Raw genomic sequence first — 16,954 nt, 5'->3', positions numbered from 1 at the left:
AACCAAAGGTTGCCAGTTTAGTCGCCAGCCGCCGGGCGCGACACGCCCAGGGCACCCTCCACACGTTGAAAAAGGTGATAGTGCACCGCTCCGGCACGCCCTTGGCGGTGCACACGCAGGCCCTGTACCGCGCCCGCAGGGCCCGCGGCATCTGAAAACGCCTGGGGTGATTCCAGGTAAATCCAGCCGCCTTCGGGCACGCATTGGCAAGCGGCCAGCAAGGCTTGCTCGAACAGGTCCGCGTCAAAAGGGGGATCCAGCAACACCAGGTCAAAGCCAGGCACCGTGCCTGAAAGCCGGGCCATCCAGGTCATGGCGTCCGCCTGAACGATCTGAACCTGGGTCGCTTCCAGCTTGGCTTGTGTGGCCCGCAACGATTTGATGAGCAGGGGCTCGCGCTCCAGCAGGCACACCGATTCGGCCCCTCGCGAGGCTGCCTCGAACCCCAAGGCGCCACTCCCGGCAAAGGCGTCCAGCACCCGCCAGCCGCTCAAATCCTGGCCCAGCCAGTTGAACAAGGTTTCACGCACCCGGCTTGGCGTGGGGCGCAAGCCGGCGACCACTGGCACGGCCAACGGCGTGCGTTTCCAACGGCCACCAATCAGGCGCACCTCCTGCGCAGCATGGGTTGCCACCTTTTCAGCGGCCTTTTGCGCGGCACCGGCAGGACTGATGGCAGTCTTGCCAGACGTTGGTGCGCGGGTGGAGCGAGGTGGCTTCATCAAAAAGAGGTCCGTGGGAAAACTCCGATTGTAGAAACCCCCACCCTACAATCTGCGCATGTTCAGTTTCATCAAGAAAAAGCTGGGCCTGGGCGGCAGCCCCGCACCAGCAGACCCACCGTCCACCTTGCCTCCTGAGGCACGCTCAGCGCCCGCCGCTGCTCCTGTCAGTGCTCCTGTGGTGGCACCGAAGGCTCCCGTGGCTGTGCAACCCGCGCCCGCGCAGATCCCGCCCGCCCCTGAGCCTGTGGTTGAGCGGCGCTCGTGGATGGACAAGCTCAAGGCAGGCTTGCGCAAAACCAGCTCCAGCATTTCACAGGTCTTCACAGGCACGCAGATCGACGATGCCTTGTACGAAGAGCTGGAAGCCGCCTTGCTGATGGCCGACGCCGGCGTGGCCGCGACAGAGCATTTGCTGGCCGACCTCAAGCGCCGCGTCAAGGAAGCCAAGGCCAGCGATCCCGGGGCCGTGAAAGTGTTGTTGATCGAAGCCATCACCGACCTGCTCAAGCCGCTTGAGAAATCGCTGGCAGTGGGCCAGCACACCCCCACCGTGATGATGGTGGCGGGCGTGAACGGCGCGGGCAAGACCACCACCATCGGCAAGCTCACCCGCCACCTCAGCGATTCCAACCAGCGCGTGCTGCTGGCCGCCGCCGACACCTTCCGTGCGGCCGCGCGCGAACAGTTGCTGGTGTGGGCCGACCGCAATCGCGTGGACATCGTCAGCCAGGAAAACGGCGATCCTGCGGCCGTGACGTTTGATGCCGTGCAGGCAGGCCGTGCACGCGGATGCGATGTGGTCATCGCCGACACCGCTGGCCGCCTGGCCACGCAACTTCATTTGATGGACGAGTTGCGCAAGGTCAAGCGCGTGATCGGCAAGGCCATGGAGGGTGCGCCTCACGAGGTCCTGCTCGTGGTCGATGGCAACACCGGGCAAAACGCGCTCTCTCAGGTCAAGGCCTTCGACGAGGCGCTGGGCCTGACCGGGTTGGTGGTGACCAAGCTGGACGGCACGGCCAAGGGCGGCGTGCTGGCCGCCATCGCACTGTGGTCACGTGGCCGCCCAGGCGGGGCCGTGCCGGTGTACTTCGTGGGCGTGGGCGAGAAGCTGGAAGACCTGCAGACCTTCAACGCACGCGAATTTGCACAGGCCCTTTTGACCTGACCTGAACGCGCTGCTCAGTGGCGAGAGGTGGAAGCCTCTTCCAGCGGCATCGGGCTGGATTCCAGGTCATCAAACCAGGTGGACGGGGGCGGCTCTTTGCGCTCGGCTTCGTCGTCGGCAAAATCATCCGGGTTGAAGTCGTTCTCGTCTTCACTGACGGACATGCCGTGCATGGCACCGGCCGACTGCATGGAGGCCACCACGGCCGCGGCTTCCGCACTGCGACGCGTTTGACTGTTGGTACCCACGGGCCGCTTGGGCATCGTCAAGGCCGCGCCAAGCAAGGCTTCGCGGGCCACCGCTGGGCCCGGCAAGGCACCTTCCAGCCAGACATACACCGGGATGCCGGCAGCGGCCAGCACACGGTCCATGCGGGCATGGCGGCGCACCGTTCGAGGCTTCTCTTGCTTGACGGGCTGGCGCAACTCGACCACGGCGATCACTTGGGATGAGTCATCGCACACCACCAGATCGGCACAAATGGAGCCCACGCGGCGCAACCATTCGCTGTAAGAGTTGCGTGTAGGCACGCGCAGAAATCGGGCCAAAGGCACCTGCGCCAGCACCATGTGTTCGGGCAAGGCTTTGCGCAAGACGTGATAAGCCTCACGCTCCGAGCGGGTCAAGACCCGCGTCGATGTCGGGCTCCAGGCAGCCAGGGTGTCTCCGGCCTCGACTGATGAGGTGCCACCCACCCGGCGCTGCGACTTGGGGGCACCGCCGCGCGATTTCAACGCCAACGCCACACCGCACAGGCCCATCAAGACCAGAATTGCCAGAACCGCTGGCCACCACGCATTCAAAACTGCCATTGAAACCATCCACGCCCGAAAAACCAATCGACACTAACCCGTTGGACGGGCCTCATCGACAACATCGGCACATGGCCGTCAATACTCAAGCGGAAAGTACCAGCCCCGGCCCCGAGGGTCAATGCGGGCTTGCAGTCGATGCGGTGACAAAGCGTTTCAAACGTAGGCAGGGGTTGAGGCTGCTCAGCGCCCGCCCATGCCGGGCAGGCCCTTCATGCCGCCCATGCGCTTCATCATCTTCATCAGGCCGCCGCCTTTCATTTTCTTCATCATCTGGCGCATCTGGTCGAACTGGTTGAGCATGCGGTTGACGTCCTGGATCTGCACGCCGGCACCCGCGGCGATGCGGCGCTTGCGACTGGCCTTGCTCTTGCCATCCATCAGCAGCGCGGGCTGGCGGCGCTCTTTGGCGGTCATGGCATTGATCATGCCTTCCATGCGACGCATGTCGCGCTCGGCCTTGTCCATGTCGGCGCCACCGGCCTTGCTGGCCAGTTCGGACGGCAGCTTGTCCATCAAGCCGGAGAGGCCGCCCATCTTCTTCATCTGGCTGAGTTGCGCCAGGAAATCGTCCAAATCGAAATCAACGCCAGACTTGACCTTGTCGGCCAGCTTCTGCGCCGCCGCCACATCCACACCCTTGGTGACTTCCTCCACCAAGGCAACAATGTCGCCCATGCCCAGCACGCGTCCGGCATGGCGGTCGGCGTCAAACACTTCCAGGCCATCGATCTTTTCAGACACGCCCGCGAACTTGATGGGCACACCGGTGATCTGGCGCACCGACAGGGCTGCACCACCGCGTGAATCGCCGTCCAGCTTGGTCAGCACCACGCCGGTCAAGGGCAAGGCATCCTTGAAGGCCTTGGCCGTGTTGATGGCATCCTGGCCCTGCATGGCGTCGACCACGAACAAGGTCTCGACCGGGTTGAGCAGGGCATGCAGTTCCTTGATTTCGGCCATCAAGGCTTCGTCGATGGCCAGCCGTCCGGCCGTGTCCACCAACAGCACGTCAAAGAAGTGCTTGCGCGCATGGTCAATGGCGGCCGTGACGATGTCGCGCGGCTTTTGATCTGGCGTGGACGGAAACCACTCGGCGCCGGCTTGTCCAGTCACCATCTTGAGCTGCTCGATGGCGGCCGGCCGGTACACGTCGGCGGACACCGTCAAGACCTTCTTCTTGCGCTTTTCAATCAGGTGCTTGGCCAGCTTGGCCGTGGTCGTGGTCTTGCCGGCGCCTTGCAAGCCCGCCATCAGGATGATCGCCGGGGGTTGCGTCGCCAGGTTCAGGTCGGCCACACCATCACCCATGGTGGCGGACAGTTCTTTCTGCACCAGGCTGACCAGCACCTGGCCGGGCGTCAGCGATGCCACGACTTCCTGGCCCAAGGCCTTGTCCTTGACGCGTGCAATGAAGTCGCGCACCACCGGCAGGGCCACGTCGGCCTCCAGCAAGGCCATGCGCACTTCGCGCAACATGTCCTGCACATTGGTCTCGGTGATGCGAGACTGCCCGCGCATGGTTTTGACCAGGCGGCTCAGTCGTTCGGTAAGGTTGGATGCCATGGGATGCGTTGAGTGCGGTGATGCGCGAGATGGAGACCGGGCAAACAAGCCCGGGCGACCTTAAACTGTGTGGATGATTCTATCGCCCGCCTCTTTGACCTTTTGGCCCAGTGCCATCGCCGTGCTGGCCTATGGCCTGGCCAGCGTGCTACCCGAAGGCCAGGGCCAGCCGGCTTCCACCCAGAGCCGGCGCATCTGGGGCGCGCTCGCGCTGGCATGGCTTGCCCACGCTGTCTCCATTGTCCTGGACACCTTTTCCTGGAACACCGCCCACCCCGCCGCGCGTTTCGGGTTCGCGCCGGCCTTGTCGGTCACCACCTGGTTGGTGCTGGCGGTCTACGCCATCGAAAGCCACCGCTTGGGCCTGCCCGCAGTGCGCCGCGCATTGGCCTGGCTGGCGGCCGCCACCGTGGCCTTGTCCTGGGCTTTCCCGGGCCAGGAACACCCCGGCAGCGGCTCCCCATGGGCGCCCCTGCACTGGATTTCGGGGTTCGCCTCTTACGGATTGATTGGCGCGGCATTGATGCACGCAGCCTTGATGCGGCTGGCTGAAAAACAATTGCGGGCCCGCCCCGGTTCGCCCGCTGCCAAGCCCATTTCGCTCGGCACACCGCAGGCCTTGGGCATGCCCCTGTTGAGGCTTGAATCCCTGACCTTGCGTTTCGTGGCCGCGGGCTTTGCCATGCTGACACTGACGCTGGTGCTGGGCATCTGGTCGTCCAACCCCTGGCGCTGGGATCACAAATCCGTGTTCTCTGTGCTGTCCTGGCTTGTTTTTGCCATCTTGCTCGTGGGCCGCTATCAATTCGGCTGGCGGGGCCGTCAGGCTGTGCGCTGGCTGTACGCCGGCTCCACGTTGTTGCTGCTGGCTTATGTGGGCTCTCGCTTCGTGATGGAAGTGGTGCTGCACCGTTCGGCCACTGTCTAAAGAGTTCCTCAGTTCACCATGATCAAATACCTGTTGCTGGGCCTGTTGGCCGCCTGGCTGTTCTACCTGTGGCGCAAGCCGCGCGTTGGCACCACGCCCGCCGACAAGCCAGCGCCGCCAGCCAAACCCCAATCCATGGTGGAGTGCGCCCACTGCGGCCTGCACATGCCGGCCAATGAAGCCTTGCTTGGCCAGCGGCCCAGCGGAGTCGACTATTTTTGCAGCGAAGATCATCGCCGCGCCGGCCCGCGCGCTCGCTGATGCCCAAACCAACGCCACCCTCAGACCAGGCGTTGAATGACGCCGCGGGGCGCTCTGGCCCTGAAACCCAGGGATCCTGGTTCGGAGGCAACGGGCACGAGGGCGAGGCCTCCACCGTGGCTGCGGGGGCGCACCAACTGGACAAGGCGGCCCCCTCGTCGGCCAGCAAGGCCAACCGAGGAGAACGCCGACCCCCGTCGTTCTTTCGCATCTACCGGGCCTTCCTGACCGCGCGCGCGGTGTTGGCCATTCTGTTGATCGCCATCACCGCAGGCGCCTGGCTGCTGGGCAATCGTCCTTCGGCCTGGGTGCTTGGGCTCACTTTGTCTTACAGCGTTTTAACCTTGATGGTGTGGTCGTGGGCCGCCCGGCACCCGCCCAAAGACCCCGATCAGCGCAACCTCAAGCATCGGCAGGCGCTGGCCACCATCGGCATCGACCTCACCGCCTTTGCCTGGTTGAATTTTCTGACCAGCAGCAACCTCAACTCGCAGGCCTTGTTGGCCTTGCCCGTGTTGATGGCCGCCATCTTGATGCCCCGCATCATGTCCCTGGGCGTGGCCGCTGCAGCCACTTTGAACCTGCTGGCCGCCGCCTGGCTGCAATCAGCCGAGGGTGGCAACCTGTCGTCCTTGATGACACAAGCGGGGCTGACAGGTTTTGGCCTGTTCGCGGTGGCCGTGATGGGCAGTGAACTGGCTGGCCGGCTGGCCCGCGAGGAACGCACCGCCAAGGGCAGCCTGGAGTTGGCACGCCAACAGGCCCAGCTCAACCGGCTGGTGATTGAAGAGATGGCCGAAGGCGTGATGGTGACCGACCGCCAGGGCCGTGTTCGCACAGCCAATCCGGCTGCGCGCCGCTTGCTGGCAGTTCAAGGCAGCACCCCGCCGCCGCCATTTCAATTGCGGGGCGTGCCCGCATGGCGCCCATTGGTGCAGGCGGTCGAGCAGGCCTTCGCCAACCCTTTGCATGCCGATGTCGGCCAGGAGTTGAGCCTGCGTTTTGACGACCAGTCCAGCCGCGCCTTGCGTCTGCGCGTGCGCTTCACCAAAGGCCGGGACGGCCAGGCCATCGAAGACGTCTGCGTGATGTTCATCGAAGACCTGCGCACGGTGTTGGCCCGCCAACGCCAGGACAAGCTTGCAGCCATGGGCCGCATGTCCGCCGGCATCGCCCATGAAATCCGCAACCCGCTGTCCGCCATCGCGCAGGCCAACGCCTTGCTGGGTGAAGACGCCACCACCCCCACGCAAAAGCGCCTGACCCAGATGGTGGCCGACAACGTGGCCCGCCTCAAGAACATCATTGACGACGTGCTGGCCGTGGCCCCCGGTCTGCGCCCACCGGCGCCAGCGATCGACCTGCTGGAAACCGTGGCCGCCATCTGCAACGAATGGCGCCAGACCCAAGGCCTCGCCACCGGCCCCGACAGCCTGTGTGAGATTGATCTGTCTGCCTGCAAACCGCAGATTGGCCGCCCTGCGCCCAAGGTCCGCTTCGAGCCTGATCACCTTCACCGCGTGCTGGTCAATTTGCTGGACAACGCCTTGCGCCACAACAGCGGTCAAGCCGGCGCGATTCTGGTGACGCTGCAATGGCAAAGGGACGTGCAAGCCGGCGGCCCCTTGGTGTTGTCGGTGCGAAGCGATGGCGAGATCATCAGCCACGACACCGAGCAATCCCTGTTCGAGCCCTTCTTTTCCACGCGCAGCCGGGGCACCGGACTGGGCCTGTATATTTGCCGTGAGTTGTGCGAGCGCCATGGTGCCAGCATTGATTACCGCCAGCATCCCGGCGCCGTGCGCCACCGCAACGAGTTCTTCGTGACGATGCCCCTTGAACCATCCATCACCGCATGACCGCTCCGACTCTCTACAGCCTGCTGGTCGTTGACGACGAGCCCGACCTGCGCACCTTGTACGAGCTCACGCTGCTGCGCGAGGGCTATGACGTGGAAACGGCGGGCAATGTGGAAGACGCCTGGCAGCACCTGCAGGACCGCACCTACAGCGCCATCATCACGGACATGCGCCTGCCCGATGGCACCGGCCTGGACTTGCTGCGCCGCATCGATGCCGAAGGCCGGCGTGAAAAAGCCATCGTCATCACCGCCTACGGTTCGGCCGAAAACGCCGTCGAGGCACTCAAGGCCGGCGCCTACGATTACCTGACCAAGCCCGTCGATCTGCGCCAATTTCGCGCCGTGGTGTCCTCGGCCTTGGGTCGCACGCCCTCCGCCGCATTGCCCACGCCGGCCTCGGTGCAAGAGCCGGCCACCACCCCACTCACCGCACCACCCCTGGCATTGCACCGGGGCGCACGAAAGGCCGAGGCCACCGCCCTGTCAAGGATGGTTGGCAACTCTGATGCATTGCAGCATGTGCGAGGCCTGATCGACAAGGTCGCGCGCAGCATGGCGCCTGTCTTGGTGTGGGGCGAATCAGGCACGGGCAAAGAACTGGTCGCGCGCGCCATCCACGATGTCAGCAGCCGCCACCAGCAGCCTTTCATCGCAGTCAACTGCGGCGCCATCCCCGAGCAACTGCTGGAAGCCGAGTTCTTTGGCTATCGCAAAGGCGCCTTCACCGGCGCCAACGAAGACCGCGAAGGTTTCTTCCAGGCCGCGCATGGCGGCTCCCTGTTCCTGGATGAAATCGGCGACCTGCCCTTGTCCATGCAGACCAAGCTGCTGCGCGTGATTCAGGAGCGCGCGGTGCGCCCGGTCGGCGCCGTGGCCGAAGTGCCCGTGGACGTGCGCATCATCAGCGCCACCCACAAAGATCTGGCCGCCGAAGTGGCCGCCAAACGCTTTCGCCAAGACTTGTTCTATCGGCTCAACGTCATCCAGATCCCCCTGCCCGCTTTGCGCGAAAGGCTGGAAGACCTGCCCAGCCTGTGCCTGCGCATCCTTGAACGCATTTCGGCTGAATCCGGTCTCAGCGCGGTACCGCAGTTGGGCCGAACCGGCTTGGTCGCCTTGCTGAACCATCCTTTCCCAGGCAATGTTCGCGAGTTGGAAAACATCTTGCACCGCGCCGTGACCTTGAGTGGCCACCAACTGATCGAAGCCAATGACTTGGGCTTGCCCAACGCCGCACCAAGCAATGCAGAAGACATCGTCACAGCCGATTTCCTCACGCCATCAGCCCTGCTTGGCGAGAGCCCGGTTGCGCAAGCAGCCCCGCCCGTGACACCTGCGCCCCAACCAGCGGCACTGCCTTCTGACCTGGTGAGTCACCTGGACCAGGTCGAGCGCGACATCCTGGTCCAGGCCCTTGAAAAATACCGATTGAACCGCACCGCCGCCGGTGCCAGCCTGAGCCTGAGCCTGCGCCAGATGCGCTACCGCATGGCCCGCCTGGGCGTGAAGGTCACCGACCAAGGCATCGTGCTCGGGGAACGCTTCGACCCCGAAGCCGACGCTGAGTGAGCACCCCCATGGCCTCCGACTTCTGGCCACAAGGTTGGTGCCCACAAGCCCGCCGCATCGACTCACCCAACTTTGGCCCGCGCCCACCCGGCACTCCGGTCAATCTGGCGCTGATCCATTCGATCAGCTTGCCACCCGGTGTTTATGGCGGTGACGAGATCGAACGGCTGTTCACCAACCGCCTGGACTGGAACGCCCACCCCTACTTCCAGCAGATCCGGGGCGCCGAAGTCTCGGCCCATTTCGTGATCCGACGCGATGGTGAATTGCTGCAGTTCGTGTCCGCCCATGACCGGGCATGGCACGCGGGCCAATCATCGTGGCGGGGCCGCGACAACTGCAACGATTACTCCATCGGCATCGAGCTTGAAGGGCTGGAAGACCACCCCTTTGAAAGGGTTCAGTACCAAGCCCTGGCCGACCTGTTGCAGCAAGCCATCAAGGCTTACCCGATCGATCAGATCGCGGGCCATGAGCATGTGGCCCCAGGTCGCAAACGCGACCCTGGCCAGGCCTTTGACTGGCCTGCCCTGCAAGCCTTGCTGGGCTGGGATCAGCAGTGCTTTCCCACGGGTATCACATCGCCTTGAGCATGCCCAGCCAGGGCTGCCCCGATCCGCAATTTCCCTGAATTAACCCCCCGATTGCGGGGGCGGGCAAAAATAGCGTTATAGTCACACCCATACGCTACCTGTAGTGCCAAAAGCACTTTAAAACACCAGATATAGTGTTTACAGTCACCAGCGTGACAGAGCAGATCAAGCGCAAAACTAAGGCCTCCCCGTCGTTTCCAGGAGGCCTTAACTCCGAAGGGAATCACATGCAAACGACCCCGTCCAGCACTGGCCAAACCACGGCCAACGTCTTCCCCACCAGCCCCAGCGATGTCGCCAACGCGCCTCGCCAGTCGGCCTATGCCGGCTACCAGATCATCCGCCGCAACGGCGCGGTCGTTTCTTTTGAACCGAACAAGATCGCCGTCGCTTTGATGAAGGCCTTTTTGGCCGTTCACGGCACGCAAGGCGCGGCCTCGGCCAGCGTGCGCGAAACCGTTGATGGTCTGACTGAAAACGTCGTGCGCGCCCTCATGCGCTCACGCCCCGGTGGTGGCACGTTCCACATCGAAGACGTGCAAGACCAGGTCGAATTGGGCCTGATGCGCGGCGGCCACCATGAGATCGCCCGCGCCTACGTGCTGTACCGCGAACGCCGTTCGCAAGAGCGCGCCCAACAAAAGGCGACCGCCCCCGCCGTGGCGCAACCTCTGCTGACCGTCATCGACCGCGGTCAACGCATCCCGCTGGACTTGGCCCGCCTGGAAGGCTTGATCGAAGCCGCCTGCGAAAACCTGGGCGCTGACGTCAAGGCCGCCCCCATCCTGGCCGAAACGCACCGCAACCTGTACGACGGCGTCGCCCTCGACGAGGTCTACAAGGCCGCCATCCTGGCCGCCCGCACCCGCATCGAACACGATCCCGGCTACACGCACGCCACCGCCCGCCTGCTGATGCACACCATCCGCCGCGAAATCCTGGGCGACGAAGTCACCCAAGGCGAGATGGCCACGCGCTACGCCGAATACTTCCCTGCTTATATCAAGAAGGGTGTGCAAGCCGAACTGCTCGACGAAAAGATGCAGCAGTTCGACCTGGCCCGCCTGGGCGCCGCCCTGAAGGCCGAACGCGACCTGAACTTTGATTACCTCGGCCTGCAAACCCTGTACGACCGCTACTTCCTGCACACCGAAGGCCAGCGCATCGAAATGCCGCAAGCCTTCTTCATGCGCGTGGCCATGGGCCTGTCGCTGAACGAAATCGACCGCGAAGCCCGCGCCATCGAGTTCTATGAAGTGCTGTCGTCCTTCGACTTCATGTCGTCGACCCCCACGCTGTTCAACGCCGGCACCCGCCGCTCGCAACTGTCCAGCTGCTACCTGACCACGGTGCCCGACGACCTCGACGGTATTTATGAGGCCATCAAGGAAAATGCCCTGCTGTCCAAGTTCGCTGGCGGCCTGGGCAACGACTGGACGCCCGTGCGCGCCCTGGGTTCCCACATCAAGGGCACCAACGGCAAATCGCAAGGCGTCGTCCCCTTCCTGAAAGTGGTCAACGACACGGCCGTGGCCGTGAACCAGGGCGGCAAGCGCAAGGGCGCCGTCTGTGCGTATCTTGAATCGTGGCACCTGGATGTCGAAGAATTCCTGGAGCTGCGCAAGAACACTGGCGATGATCGCCGCCGCACCCACGACATGAACACGGCCAACTGGATCCCCGACCTGTTCATGCGTCGCGTGATGGAAGGTGGCCAGTGGACCCTGTTCTCGCCCGCCACCTGCCCCGACCTGCACGACAAGTTCGGCAAGGACTTCGAAGAGGCCTACACCCGCTACGAAGAGAAAGTTGCACGTGGCGAAATCAAGCTCTTCAAGCAACTGCCCGCCAACGACCTGTGGCGCAAGATGCTGTCGATGCTGTTCGAAACCGGCCACCCCTGGATCACCTTCAAGGACGCCTGCAACGTGCGCTCGCCACAGCAGCACGTTGGCGTGGTTCACTCGTCCAACCTGTGCACCGAGATCACGCTGAATACCAACGGCGGCGAAATTGCGGTCTGCAACCTGGGCTCGGTCAACCTGGCCCAGCACATCCTCAATGGCGACCTCGACCACGACAAGCTGAAGAAGACCATCACGACCGCCATGCGCATGCTGGACAACGTGATCGACATCAATTACTACGCTGTTAAAAAGGCGCGCGATTCGAACCTGCGCCACCGCCCCGTCGGTCTGGGCATCATGGCCTTCCAGGACAGCCTGTACCAGATGCGCATCCCGTACGCCAGCCAGGCCGCCGTCGACTTCGCCGACCGCTCGATGGAAGCCGTCTGCTACTACGCCTACTGGGCGTCGACCGTGCTGGCCGAAGAACGTGGCCGCTACTCTAGTTATAAGGGTTCGCTGTGGGACCGCGGCATCTTGCCAATCGACTCGCTCAAGCTGCTGGCCGAACAGCGCGGCGGTTATGTCGAGGTCGACACCTCGCACACCATGGCCTGGGATGCTCTGCGCCACCGCATCGACACACACGGCATGCGCAACTCCAACTGCGTCGCCATCGCGCCCACCGCCACCATCTCCAACATCGTGGGCGTGGACGCCTCGATCGAACCTTGCTTTGGCAATCTGTCGGTCAAGTCCAACCTGTCGGGCGAGTTCACCGTGGTCAACCAGTACCTGGTCCGCGATCTGAAAAAGCTTGGCCTGTGGGACGACGTGATGGTGATGGACTTGAAGCACTTCGACGGATCACTGCGCCGCATCGACCGCGTGCCTGAAGAGCTCAAGAACCTGTACGCCACCGCCTTCGAAGTCGAACCCGTGTGGCTTGTCGAAGCCGCTTCGCGTCGCCAGAAATGGATCGACCAGGCGCAATCGCTCAACATCTACATGGCCGGTGCCTCGGGCAAGAAGTTGGACGAGACCTACAAGCTCGCCTGGTTGCGCGGCCTCAAGACCACGTACTACCTCCGCACCGTTGGCGCCACGCACGCCGAGAAGTCCACCGTGTCACGCGGTCAACTCAACTCGGTGTCCAACATGAGCGGCACATCGGGCAGCAATGCTGCACCGCAAACAGCCGAGCCTCAAATGAGCGAGCCTGCCACCGACATCAAGTTCTGCGCGATCGACAACCCCGATTGCGAAGCCTGTCAGTGATGCATTGAACAAGGCCTCGAAAGAGGCCTTGTTCATCTCGCGGCTTAACTTTGTTGATTCAATGAGAGCACTTCGACGCAAGACCGCAACAAAGTGGGCCTTGTACTGTCAAGAAGTGCTTGGTGTTTTTCACAACACCCTTTCATAATTCGAACCCATAGGATGTATACACCATGTTGGTCTGGGAAGACGACGCACCTTCAAGCTCTTCAGTATCTGGCGCTTCCGCTCCTTCATCGCAACGCGATGTCCGGGATGTGAATGCGTCGGCCCTTCAAACTGTGACAGCTGCATCCTTCAACCACCCCGTTCCAAGCACCGCATCGGCCGCAGCAGCGCACGTGCAACGCGCGGCTGCGCCCGTCGCTCGCCGCGTCAATGCTGCCGATAAGCGCATCATCAATGGTCAGACCGACGTCAACCAGTTGGTGCCGTTCAAGTACAAGTGGGCTTGGGAAAAGTACCTCGCCACTTGCGCCAACCACTGGATGCCGCAAGAAGTGAACATGTCGCGCGACATCGCCTTGTGGAAGGACCCCAATGGTCTGACCGAAGACGAGCGCCGCATCGTCAAGCGCAACCTCGGATTCTTCGTCACCGCCGATTCGCTGGCCGCCAACAACATCGTGTTGGGCACCTACCGCCACATCACGGCGCCCGAGTGCCGCCAGTTCCTGTTGCGCCAGGCTTTCGAAGAGGCCATCCACACCCACGCGTATCAATACATCGTTGAATCGTTGGGCCTGGACGAGTCCGAAATCTTCAACGCCTACAACGAAGTCCAATCGATCCGCGACAAGGACGAGTTCCTGATCCCCTTCATCGAAGCGATCATGGACCCGAACTTCCACACCGGCACTCCGCAAACTGACCAGACCTTGCTCAAGTCGCTGATCGTGTTCGCCTGCCTGATGGAAGGCCTGTTCTTCTACGTCGGCTTCACGCAGATCCTGGCCCTGGGTCGCCAGAACAAGATGACCGGTGCCGCCGAGCAGTACCAGTACATCCTGCGCGACGAGTCCATGCACTGCAACTTCGGCATCGACCTGATCAATCAGTTGAAGCTTGAGAACCCGCACCTGTGGACCGCCGACTTCAAGGCCGAGATCAAAGCGCTGTTCCTCAAAGCTGTCGAACTTGAATACCGATACGCCGAAGACACCATGCCACGTGGCGTGCTGGGCATGAACGCATCGATGTTCAAGGGCTACTTGCGCTACATCGCCAACCGCCGTGCCGCACAGATTGGGCTGGAAGAACTCTTCCCGAACGAAGAGAACCCCTTCCCGTGGATGAGCGAAATGATTGACCTGAAGAAAGAACGCAACTTTTTCGAAACCCGAGTCATTGAATATCAGTCGGGCGGCGCCCTGAGCTGGGATTGATCCTTGCACAGAGCACCGCACCGGCGTACCCCATTCATCACACCGCGCTCAGATCCTAGGGGGCGTTGGGTGATGAATCGCTGTACCGCATTCAGCGGTGCAGTGCTCTTTGCAACTTGATCAAGGAGATCCGTATGGCAACTGCGAAAAAAACAGCAGCAAAGAAAGCTGCTCCGGCCAAGAAGGCCGCTGTGAAGAAGGCCGCTCCGGCCAAGAAAGTCGCTGTGAAGAAGGCAGCGCCGGCTAAAAAGGCCGCCGTGAAGAAGGCAGCTCCCGCCAAAAAGGCGGCAGTGAAGAAGGCAGCACCGGCCAAGAAGGCCGCTGTGAAGAAGGCAGCTCCTGCCAAAAAGGCAGCGGCCAAGAAGGCGCCCGCCAAAAAGGCAGCGCCGGCCAAGAAGGCCGCAGTGAAGAAGGCAGCTCCCGCTAAAAAGGCAGCCCCCGCTGCCAAGAAGCCTGCCGCCAAGAAAGCTGCTGCCAAAAAGCCTGCCCCTGCCAAGCCTGCCCCTGCGGCCAAAAAGCCCGCTTCGGCCAAGCCTGCCGCGAAGACCACGCTGAGCCCCCAAGCCGCGTGGCCCTTCCCGACTGGCAACAAGCCCTGAGTTCAGCCGCAAGGTTGAACTGGCGGATGGCACCAGCCCTCCGCCTTCCAAACCCGGCTTCGGCCGGGTTTTTCTTGGTCTGATGAACATGGATCCGCTCATTCTGGCCGCCTGGCCCTGCCTCAGACTGGAAGGCAAAGCCCCACGCCAACGCCTCGTCATCGACGTGAGTGTCTCGCCCAATGCCAAACGCACCGAGGTGGTGGGCTGGCACGATGGCGCCTTGCGCCTGCGCCTGGCCGCCCCACCCGTGGATGGTGCCGCCAACGACGCCCTGCAACGCTGGCTGGCCTCCCAGCTCAAGCTGCCCCAATCCCGCATCGAACTGGTGAGAGGCGCCACGGCACGGCGCAAACAGTGGGCGCTGGACACACCCCTGGAGCACGTTTGCCAGTGGCTGGAAACACTGACTCAATCGGGCCAACTCGCCCCTTGGCCACTTTGAAGACCGCAGAACATCGGATGGCGGACCAGGAAAGCCCTGCATTGCCTTAAGCTACACGGTTTGACGAAAGTAACTCGCAAAGCGAGCATTCCATGGCCCAGTACGTTTTCACCATGAACCGCGTCGGGAAGATCGTTCCCCCGAAGCGCCAGATCCTCAAAGACATCACCCTGAGTTTTTTCCCGGGCGCCAAGATCGGCGTGCTGGGTGTGAACGGCTCGGGCAAGTCCACCTTCCTCAAGATCATGGCGGGCGTGGACAAGGACATTGAAGGCGAAGCCGTCCCGATGCCCGGCATCAAGATCGGCTACCTGCCCCAGGAACCGGTGATGAACGCGGAGCAAACCGTCCGTGAAGCCGTTGAAGAAGGCATCGGCGGGGTCCTGGCCGCCAAGAAGCGCCTGGACGAGGTCTATGCCGCCTACGCCGACGAAAACGCCGACTTCGACGCCCTGGCCGCCGAGCAAGGCGAGCTGGAAGCCATCATCGCGGCCGGCGGCTCCGAGAACACCGACCTGCAACTCGAGCTGGCCGCCGACGCCCTGCGCCTGCCCGCCTGGGATGCCGTGATCGGCCAGTTGTCCGGCGGTGAAAAGCGCCGCGTGGCCCTGTGCCGTCTGCTGCTGTCCAAGCCCGACATGCTGTTGCTCGACGAACCCACCAACCACTTGGACGCCGAATCGGTCGACTGGCTGGAGCAGTTCCTCAGCCGCTTTGGTGGCACCGTGGTGGCCATCACCCACGATCGCTACTTCCTGGACAACGCCGCCGAGTGGATCCTCGAACTGGACCGCGGATCGGGCATCCCGTACAAGGGCAATTACTCCGACTGGCTGGACCAGAAGGGCAAGCGCCTGGAGCAAGAGCAAAAGACCGAAGACGCCCGCGCCAAGGCCCTCAAGCAAGAGCTTGAATGGGTGCGCAAGAACACCAAGGGCCGCCAGGCCAAGAGCAAGGCCCGCCTGGCCCGCTTTGAAGAGTTGAGCGACGTCGACTACCAGAAGCGCAACGAGACCAACGAAATCTTCATCCCCGTGGCCGAGCGCCTGGGCAATGAGGTGATCGAGTTCACCGGTGTCTCCAAGAGCTTTGGCGATCGCCTGCTGATCGACAACCTGAGCTTCAAGGTTCCCGCGGGCGCCATCGTCGGCATCATCGGCCCCAATGGCGCCGGCAAATCAACCTTGTTCCGGATGATCCAGGGTGTCGAGCAGCCCGACAGCGGCACGGTCAGCATCGGCAAGACCGCGCAACTGGCTTTTGTCGACCAGAGCCGCGAAGGCCTGGCCGCCGACAACACCGTGTGGCAGGACGTCTCGGGCGGCCTGGACAACATCGTGGTGGGCAAGTTCGTGATGCCATCGCGCGCCTATTTGGGCCGCTTCAACTTCAAGGGCAATGACCAGCAGAAGCTGGTGGGCAACCTGTCGGGCGGTGAACGTGGCCGGCTGCACCTGGCCAAGACCTTGGCGCAAGGCGGCAACGTGCTGATGCTGGACGAACCCTCCAACGACCTGGACGTTGAAACCCTGCGCGCCCTCGAAGACGCGCTGCTGGAGTTCGCGGGCAGCGCCATGATCATCTCCCACGATCGCTGGTTCCTTGACCGCATCTGCACGCACATCCTCGCCTGCGAAGGCGATTCGCAGTGGTTCTTCTTCGACGGCAACTACCAGGAGTACGAAGCTGACAAGAAGAAACGCCTGGGCGAAGAAGGTGCGCGCCCCAAGCGCGTGCGCTTCAAGCCCATTCGCTGATCACCGAATCGCGCATCTCCCAAGCCCGCTTTCAAGCGGGCTTTTTTTCAGCGAATCGCCCGCGAGGCAGGGGTCATCCCTAGGGTTTACGTCGTCGCCGCGTGAAGCGGGGGGGCTAGAATTTCGTGGAGTAATTGGCGCCGTTCGCGCCCTTGAAAAA

The 16,954-nt window shown here is 62.8% G+C and carries 14 protein-coding genes; 11 read left to right on the top strand and 3 right to left on the bottom strand.

From position 1 onward, the window contains the following. Positions 1-17 precede the first annotated feature (17 nt). Positions 18-722: a 16S rRNA (guanine(966)-N(2))-methyltransferase RsmD gene (gene rsmD, locus LQ232_RS05485; RefSeq protein WP_230179348.1), complete on the bottom strand. Its 705-nt coding sequence runs from the start codon at positions 720-722 to the stop codon at positions 18-20. Between the two features lie 58 nt (positions 723-780). Here rsmD and ftsY point away from each other — a divergent pair, with 58 nt between their 5' ends. After that, positions 781-1,893 (top strand): signal recognition particle-docking protein FtsY, encoded by a 1,113-nt coding sequence (ftsY, locus tag LQ232_RS05480; protein WP_230179347.1) that lies wholly within the window; start codon positions 781-783, stop codon positions 1,891-1,893. A gap of 14 nt (positions 1,894-1,907) precedes the next feature. Here ftsY and LQ232_RS05475 read toward each other — a convergent pair whose 3' ends face one another. Together LQ232_RS05475 and ffh are read right to left on the bottom strand one after the other, a co-directional pair. Continuing rightward, on the bottom strand, positions 1,908-2,705 hold the full coding sequence (locus LQ232_RS05475; RefSeq protein ID WP_230179346.1) for a DUF2726 domain-containing protein: 798 nt from the start codon (positions 2,703-2,705) through the stop codon (positions 1,908-1,910). 183 nt (positions 2,706-2,888) lie between these two features. Next, a complete protein-coding gene (ffh, locus tag LQ232_RS05470) occupies positions 2,889-4,271 on the bottom strand; it encodes a signal recognition particle protein (protein WP_230179345.1) in 1,383 nt (460 codons plus the stop codon). Between the two features lie 73 nt (positions 4,272-4,344). On the opposite strand from ffh, the gene LQ232_RS05465 reads away from it, so the two are divergent. The 10 genes from LQ232_RS05465 to ettA all read left to right on the top strand — a co-directional run bounded on the left by LQ232_RS05465 (position 4,345) and on the right by ettA (position 16,794). Next, the gene (locus LQ232_RS05465) at positions 4,345-5,199 is read left to right on the top strand and encodes an inner membrane protein YpjD (RefSeq protein ID WP_230179344.1); all 855 of its coding nucleotides are present in this window, start codon (positions 4,345-4,347) and stop codon (positions 5,197-5,199) included. An 18-nt stretch (positions 5,200-5,217) separates the two neighbouring features. Next, positions 5,218-5,460, top strand: coding sequence for a PP0621 family protein (locus LQ232_RS05460; protein ID WP_371820109.1), 243 nt, complete (start codon positions 5,218-5,220; stop codon positions 5,458-5,460). Next, positions 5,460-7,319 (top strand): nitrogen regulation protein NR(II), encoded by a 1,860-nt coding sequence (locus LQ232_RS05455; protein ID WP_230179343.1) that lies wholly within the window; start codon positions 5,460-5,462, stop codon positions 7,317-7,319. Before LQ232_RS05460 ends, LQ232_RS05455 begins: the two co-directional genes overlap by 1 nt. Then, positions 7,316-8,890, top strand: a complete 1,575-nt coding sequence (locus tag LQ232_RS05450) for a sigma-54 dependent transcriptional regulator (protein ID WP_230179342.1) — start codon at positions 7,316-7,318, stop codon at positions 8,888-8,890. Before LQ232_RS05455 ends, LQ232_RS05450 begins: the two co-directional genes overlap by 4 nt. An 8-nt stretch (positions 8,891-8,898) precedes the next feature. After that, on the top strand, positions 8,899-9,480 hold the full coding sequence (gene ampD, locus LQ232_RS05445) for a 1,6-anhydro-N-acetylmuramyl-L-alanine amidase AmpD (RefSeq protein WP_230179744.1): 582 nt from the start codon (positions 8,899-8,901) through the stop codon (positions 9,478-9,480). A gap of 230 nt (positions 9,481-9,710) precedes the next feature. Continuing rightward, a complete protein-coding gene (locus LQ232_RS05440; protein WP_230179341.1) occupies positions 9,711-12,608 on the top strand; it encodes a ribonucleoside-diphosphate reductase subunit alpha in 2,898 nt (965 codons plus the stop codon). Positions 12,609-12,781: 173 nt separating this feature from the next. Continuing rightward, positions 12,782-13,993, top strand: coding sequence for a ribonucleotide-diphosphate reductase subunit beta (locus LQ232_RS05435; RefSeq protein WP_230179340.1), 1,212 nt, complete (start codon positions 12,782-12,784; stop codon positions 13,991-13,993). A gap of 134 nt (positions 13,994-14,127) precedes the next feature. Beyond that, entirely contained in the window at positions 14,128-14,592 is a 465-nt protein-coding gene (locus LQ232_RS05430; RefSeq protein WP_230179743.1) for a histone H1-like DNA-binding protein, read from the top strand. An 88-nt stretch (positions 14,593-14,680) separates the two neighbouring features. Then, positions 14,681-15,037: a DUF167 domain-containing protein gene (locus LQ232_RS05425; RefSeq protein ID WP_230179339.1), complete on the top strand. Its 357-nt coding sequence runs from the start codon at positions 14,681-14,683 to the stop codon at positions 15,035-15,037. A 92-nt stretch (positions 15,038-15,129) separates the two neighbouring features. Continuing rightward, the gene (gene ettA / locus LQ232_RS05420) at positions 15,130-16,794 is read left to right on the top strand and encodes an energy-dependent translational throttle protein EttA (protein WP_230179338.1); all 1,665 of its coding nucleotides are present in this window, start codon (positions 15,130-15,132) and stop codon (positions 16,792-16,794) included. The last annotated feature ends 160 nt before the right edge of the window (positions 16,795-16,954 follow it).

The organism is Aquabacterium sp. CECT 9606 (assembly GCF_918741295.1).
GTDB lineage: Bacteria > Pseudomonadota > Gammaproteobacteria > Burkholderiales > Burkholderiaceae_C > Aquabacterium.
The sequence above is the reverse complement of the archived record's forward strand: the minus strand, read 5'-3'. Positions and strand labels throughout refer to the sequence as shown.

Excerpts from the sequence above, each read along its gene's own strand:
- rsmD (WP_230179348.1), bottom strand. The coding sequence starts at position 722 with ATGAAGCCACCTCGCTCCACCCGCGCACCAACGTCTGGCAAGACTGCC.
- ftsY (WP_230179347.1), top strand. The coding sequence starts at position 781 with ATGTTCAGTTTCATCAAGAAAAAGCTGGGCCTGGGCGGCAGCCCCGCA.
- LQ232_RS05475 (WP_230179346.1), bottom strand. The coding sequence starts at position 2,705 with ATGGCAGTTTTGAATGCGTGGTGGCCAGCGGTTCTGGCAATTCTGGTC.
- ffh (WP_230179345.1), bottom strand. The coding sequence starts at position 4,271 with ATGGCATCCAACCTTACCGAACGACTGAGCCGCCTGGTCAAAACCATG.
- LQ232_RS05465 (WP_230179344.1), top strand. The coding sequence starts at position 4,345 with ATGATTCTATCGCCCGCCTCTTTGACCTTTTGGCCCAGTGCCATCGCC.
- LQ232_RS05460 (WP_371820109.1), top strand. The coding sequence starts at position 5,218 with ATGATCAAATACCTGTTGCTGGGCCTGTTGGCCGCCTGGCTGTTCTAC.
- LQ232_RS05455 (WP_230179343.1), top strand. The coding sequence starts at position 5,460 with ATGCCCAAACCAACGCCACCCTCAGACCAGGCGTTGAATGACGCCGCG.
- LQ232_RS05450 (WP_230179342.1), top strand. The coding sequence starts at position 7,316 with ATGACCGCTCCGACTCTCTACAGCCTGCTGGTCGTTGACGACGAGCCC.
- ampD (WP_230179744.1), top strand. The coding sequence starts at position 8,899 with ATGGCCTCCGACTTCTGGCCACAAGGTTGGTGCCCACAAGCCCGCCGC.
- LQ232_RS05440 (WP_230179341.1), top strand. The coding sequence starts at position 9,711 with ATGCAAACGACCCCGTCCAGCACTGGCCAAACCACGGCCAACGTCTTC.
- LQ232_RS05435 (WP_230179340.1), top strand. The coding sequence starts at position 12,782 with ATGTTGGTCTGGGAAGACGACGCACCTTCAAGCTCTTCAGTATCTGGC.
- LQ232_RS05430 (WP_230179743.1), top strand. The coding sequence starts at position 14,128 with ATGGCAACTGCGAAAAAAACAGCAGCAAAGAAAGCTGCTCCGGCCAAG.
- LQ232_RS05425 (WP_230179339.1), top strand. The coding sequence starts at position 14,681 with ATGGATCCGCTCATTCTGGCCGCCTGGCCCTGCCTCAGACTGGAAGGC.
- ettA (WP_230179338.1), top strand. The coding sequence starts at position 15,130 with ATGGCCCAGTACGTTTTCACCATGAACCGCGTCGGGAAGATCGTTCCC.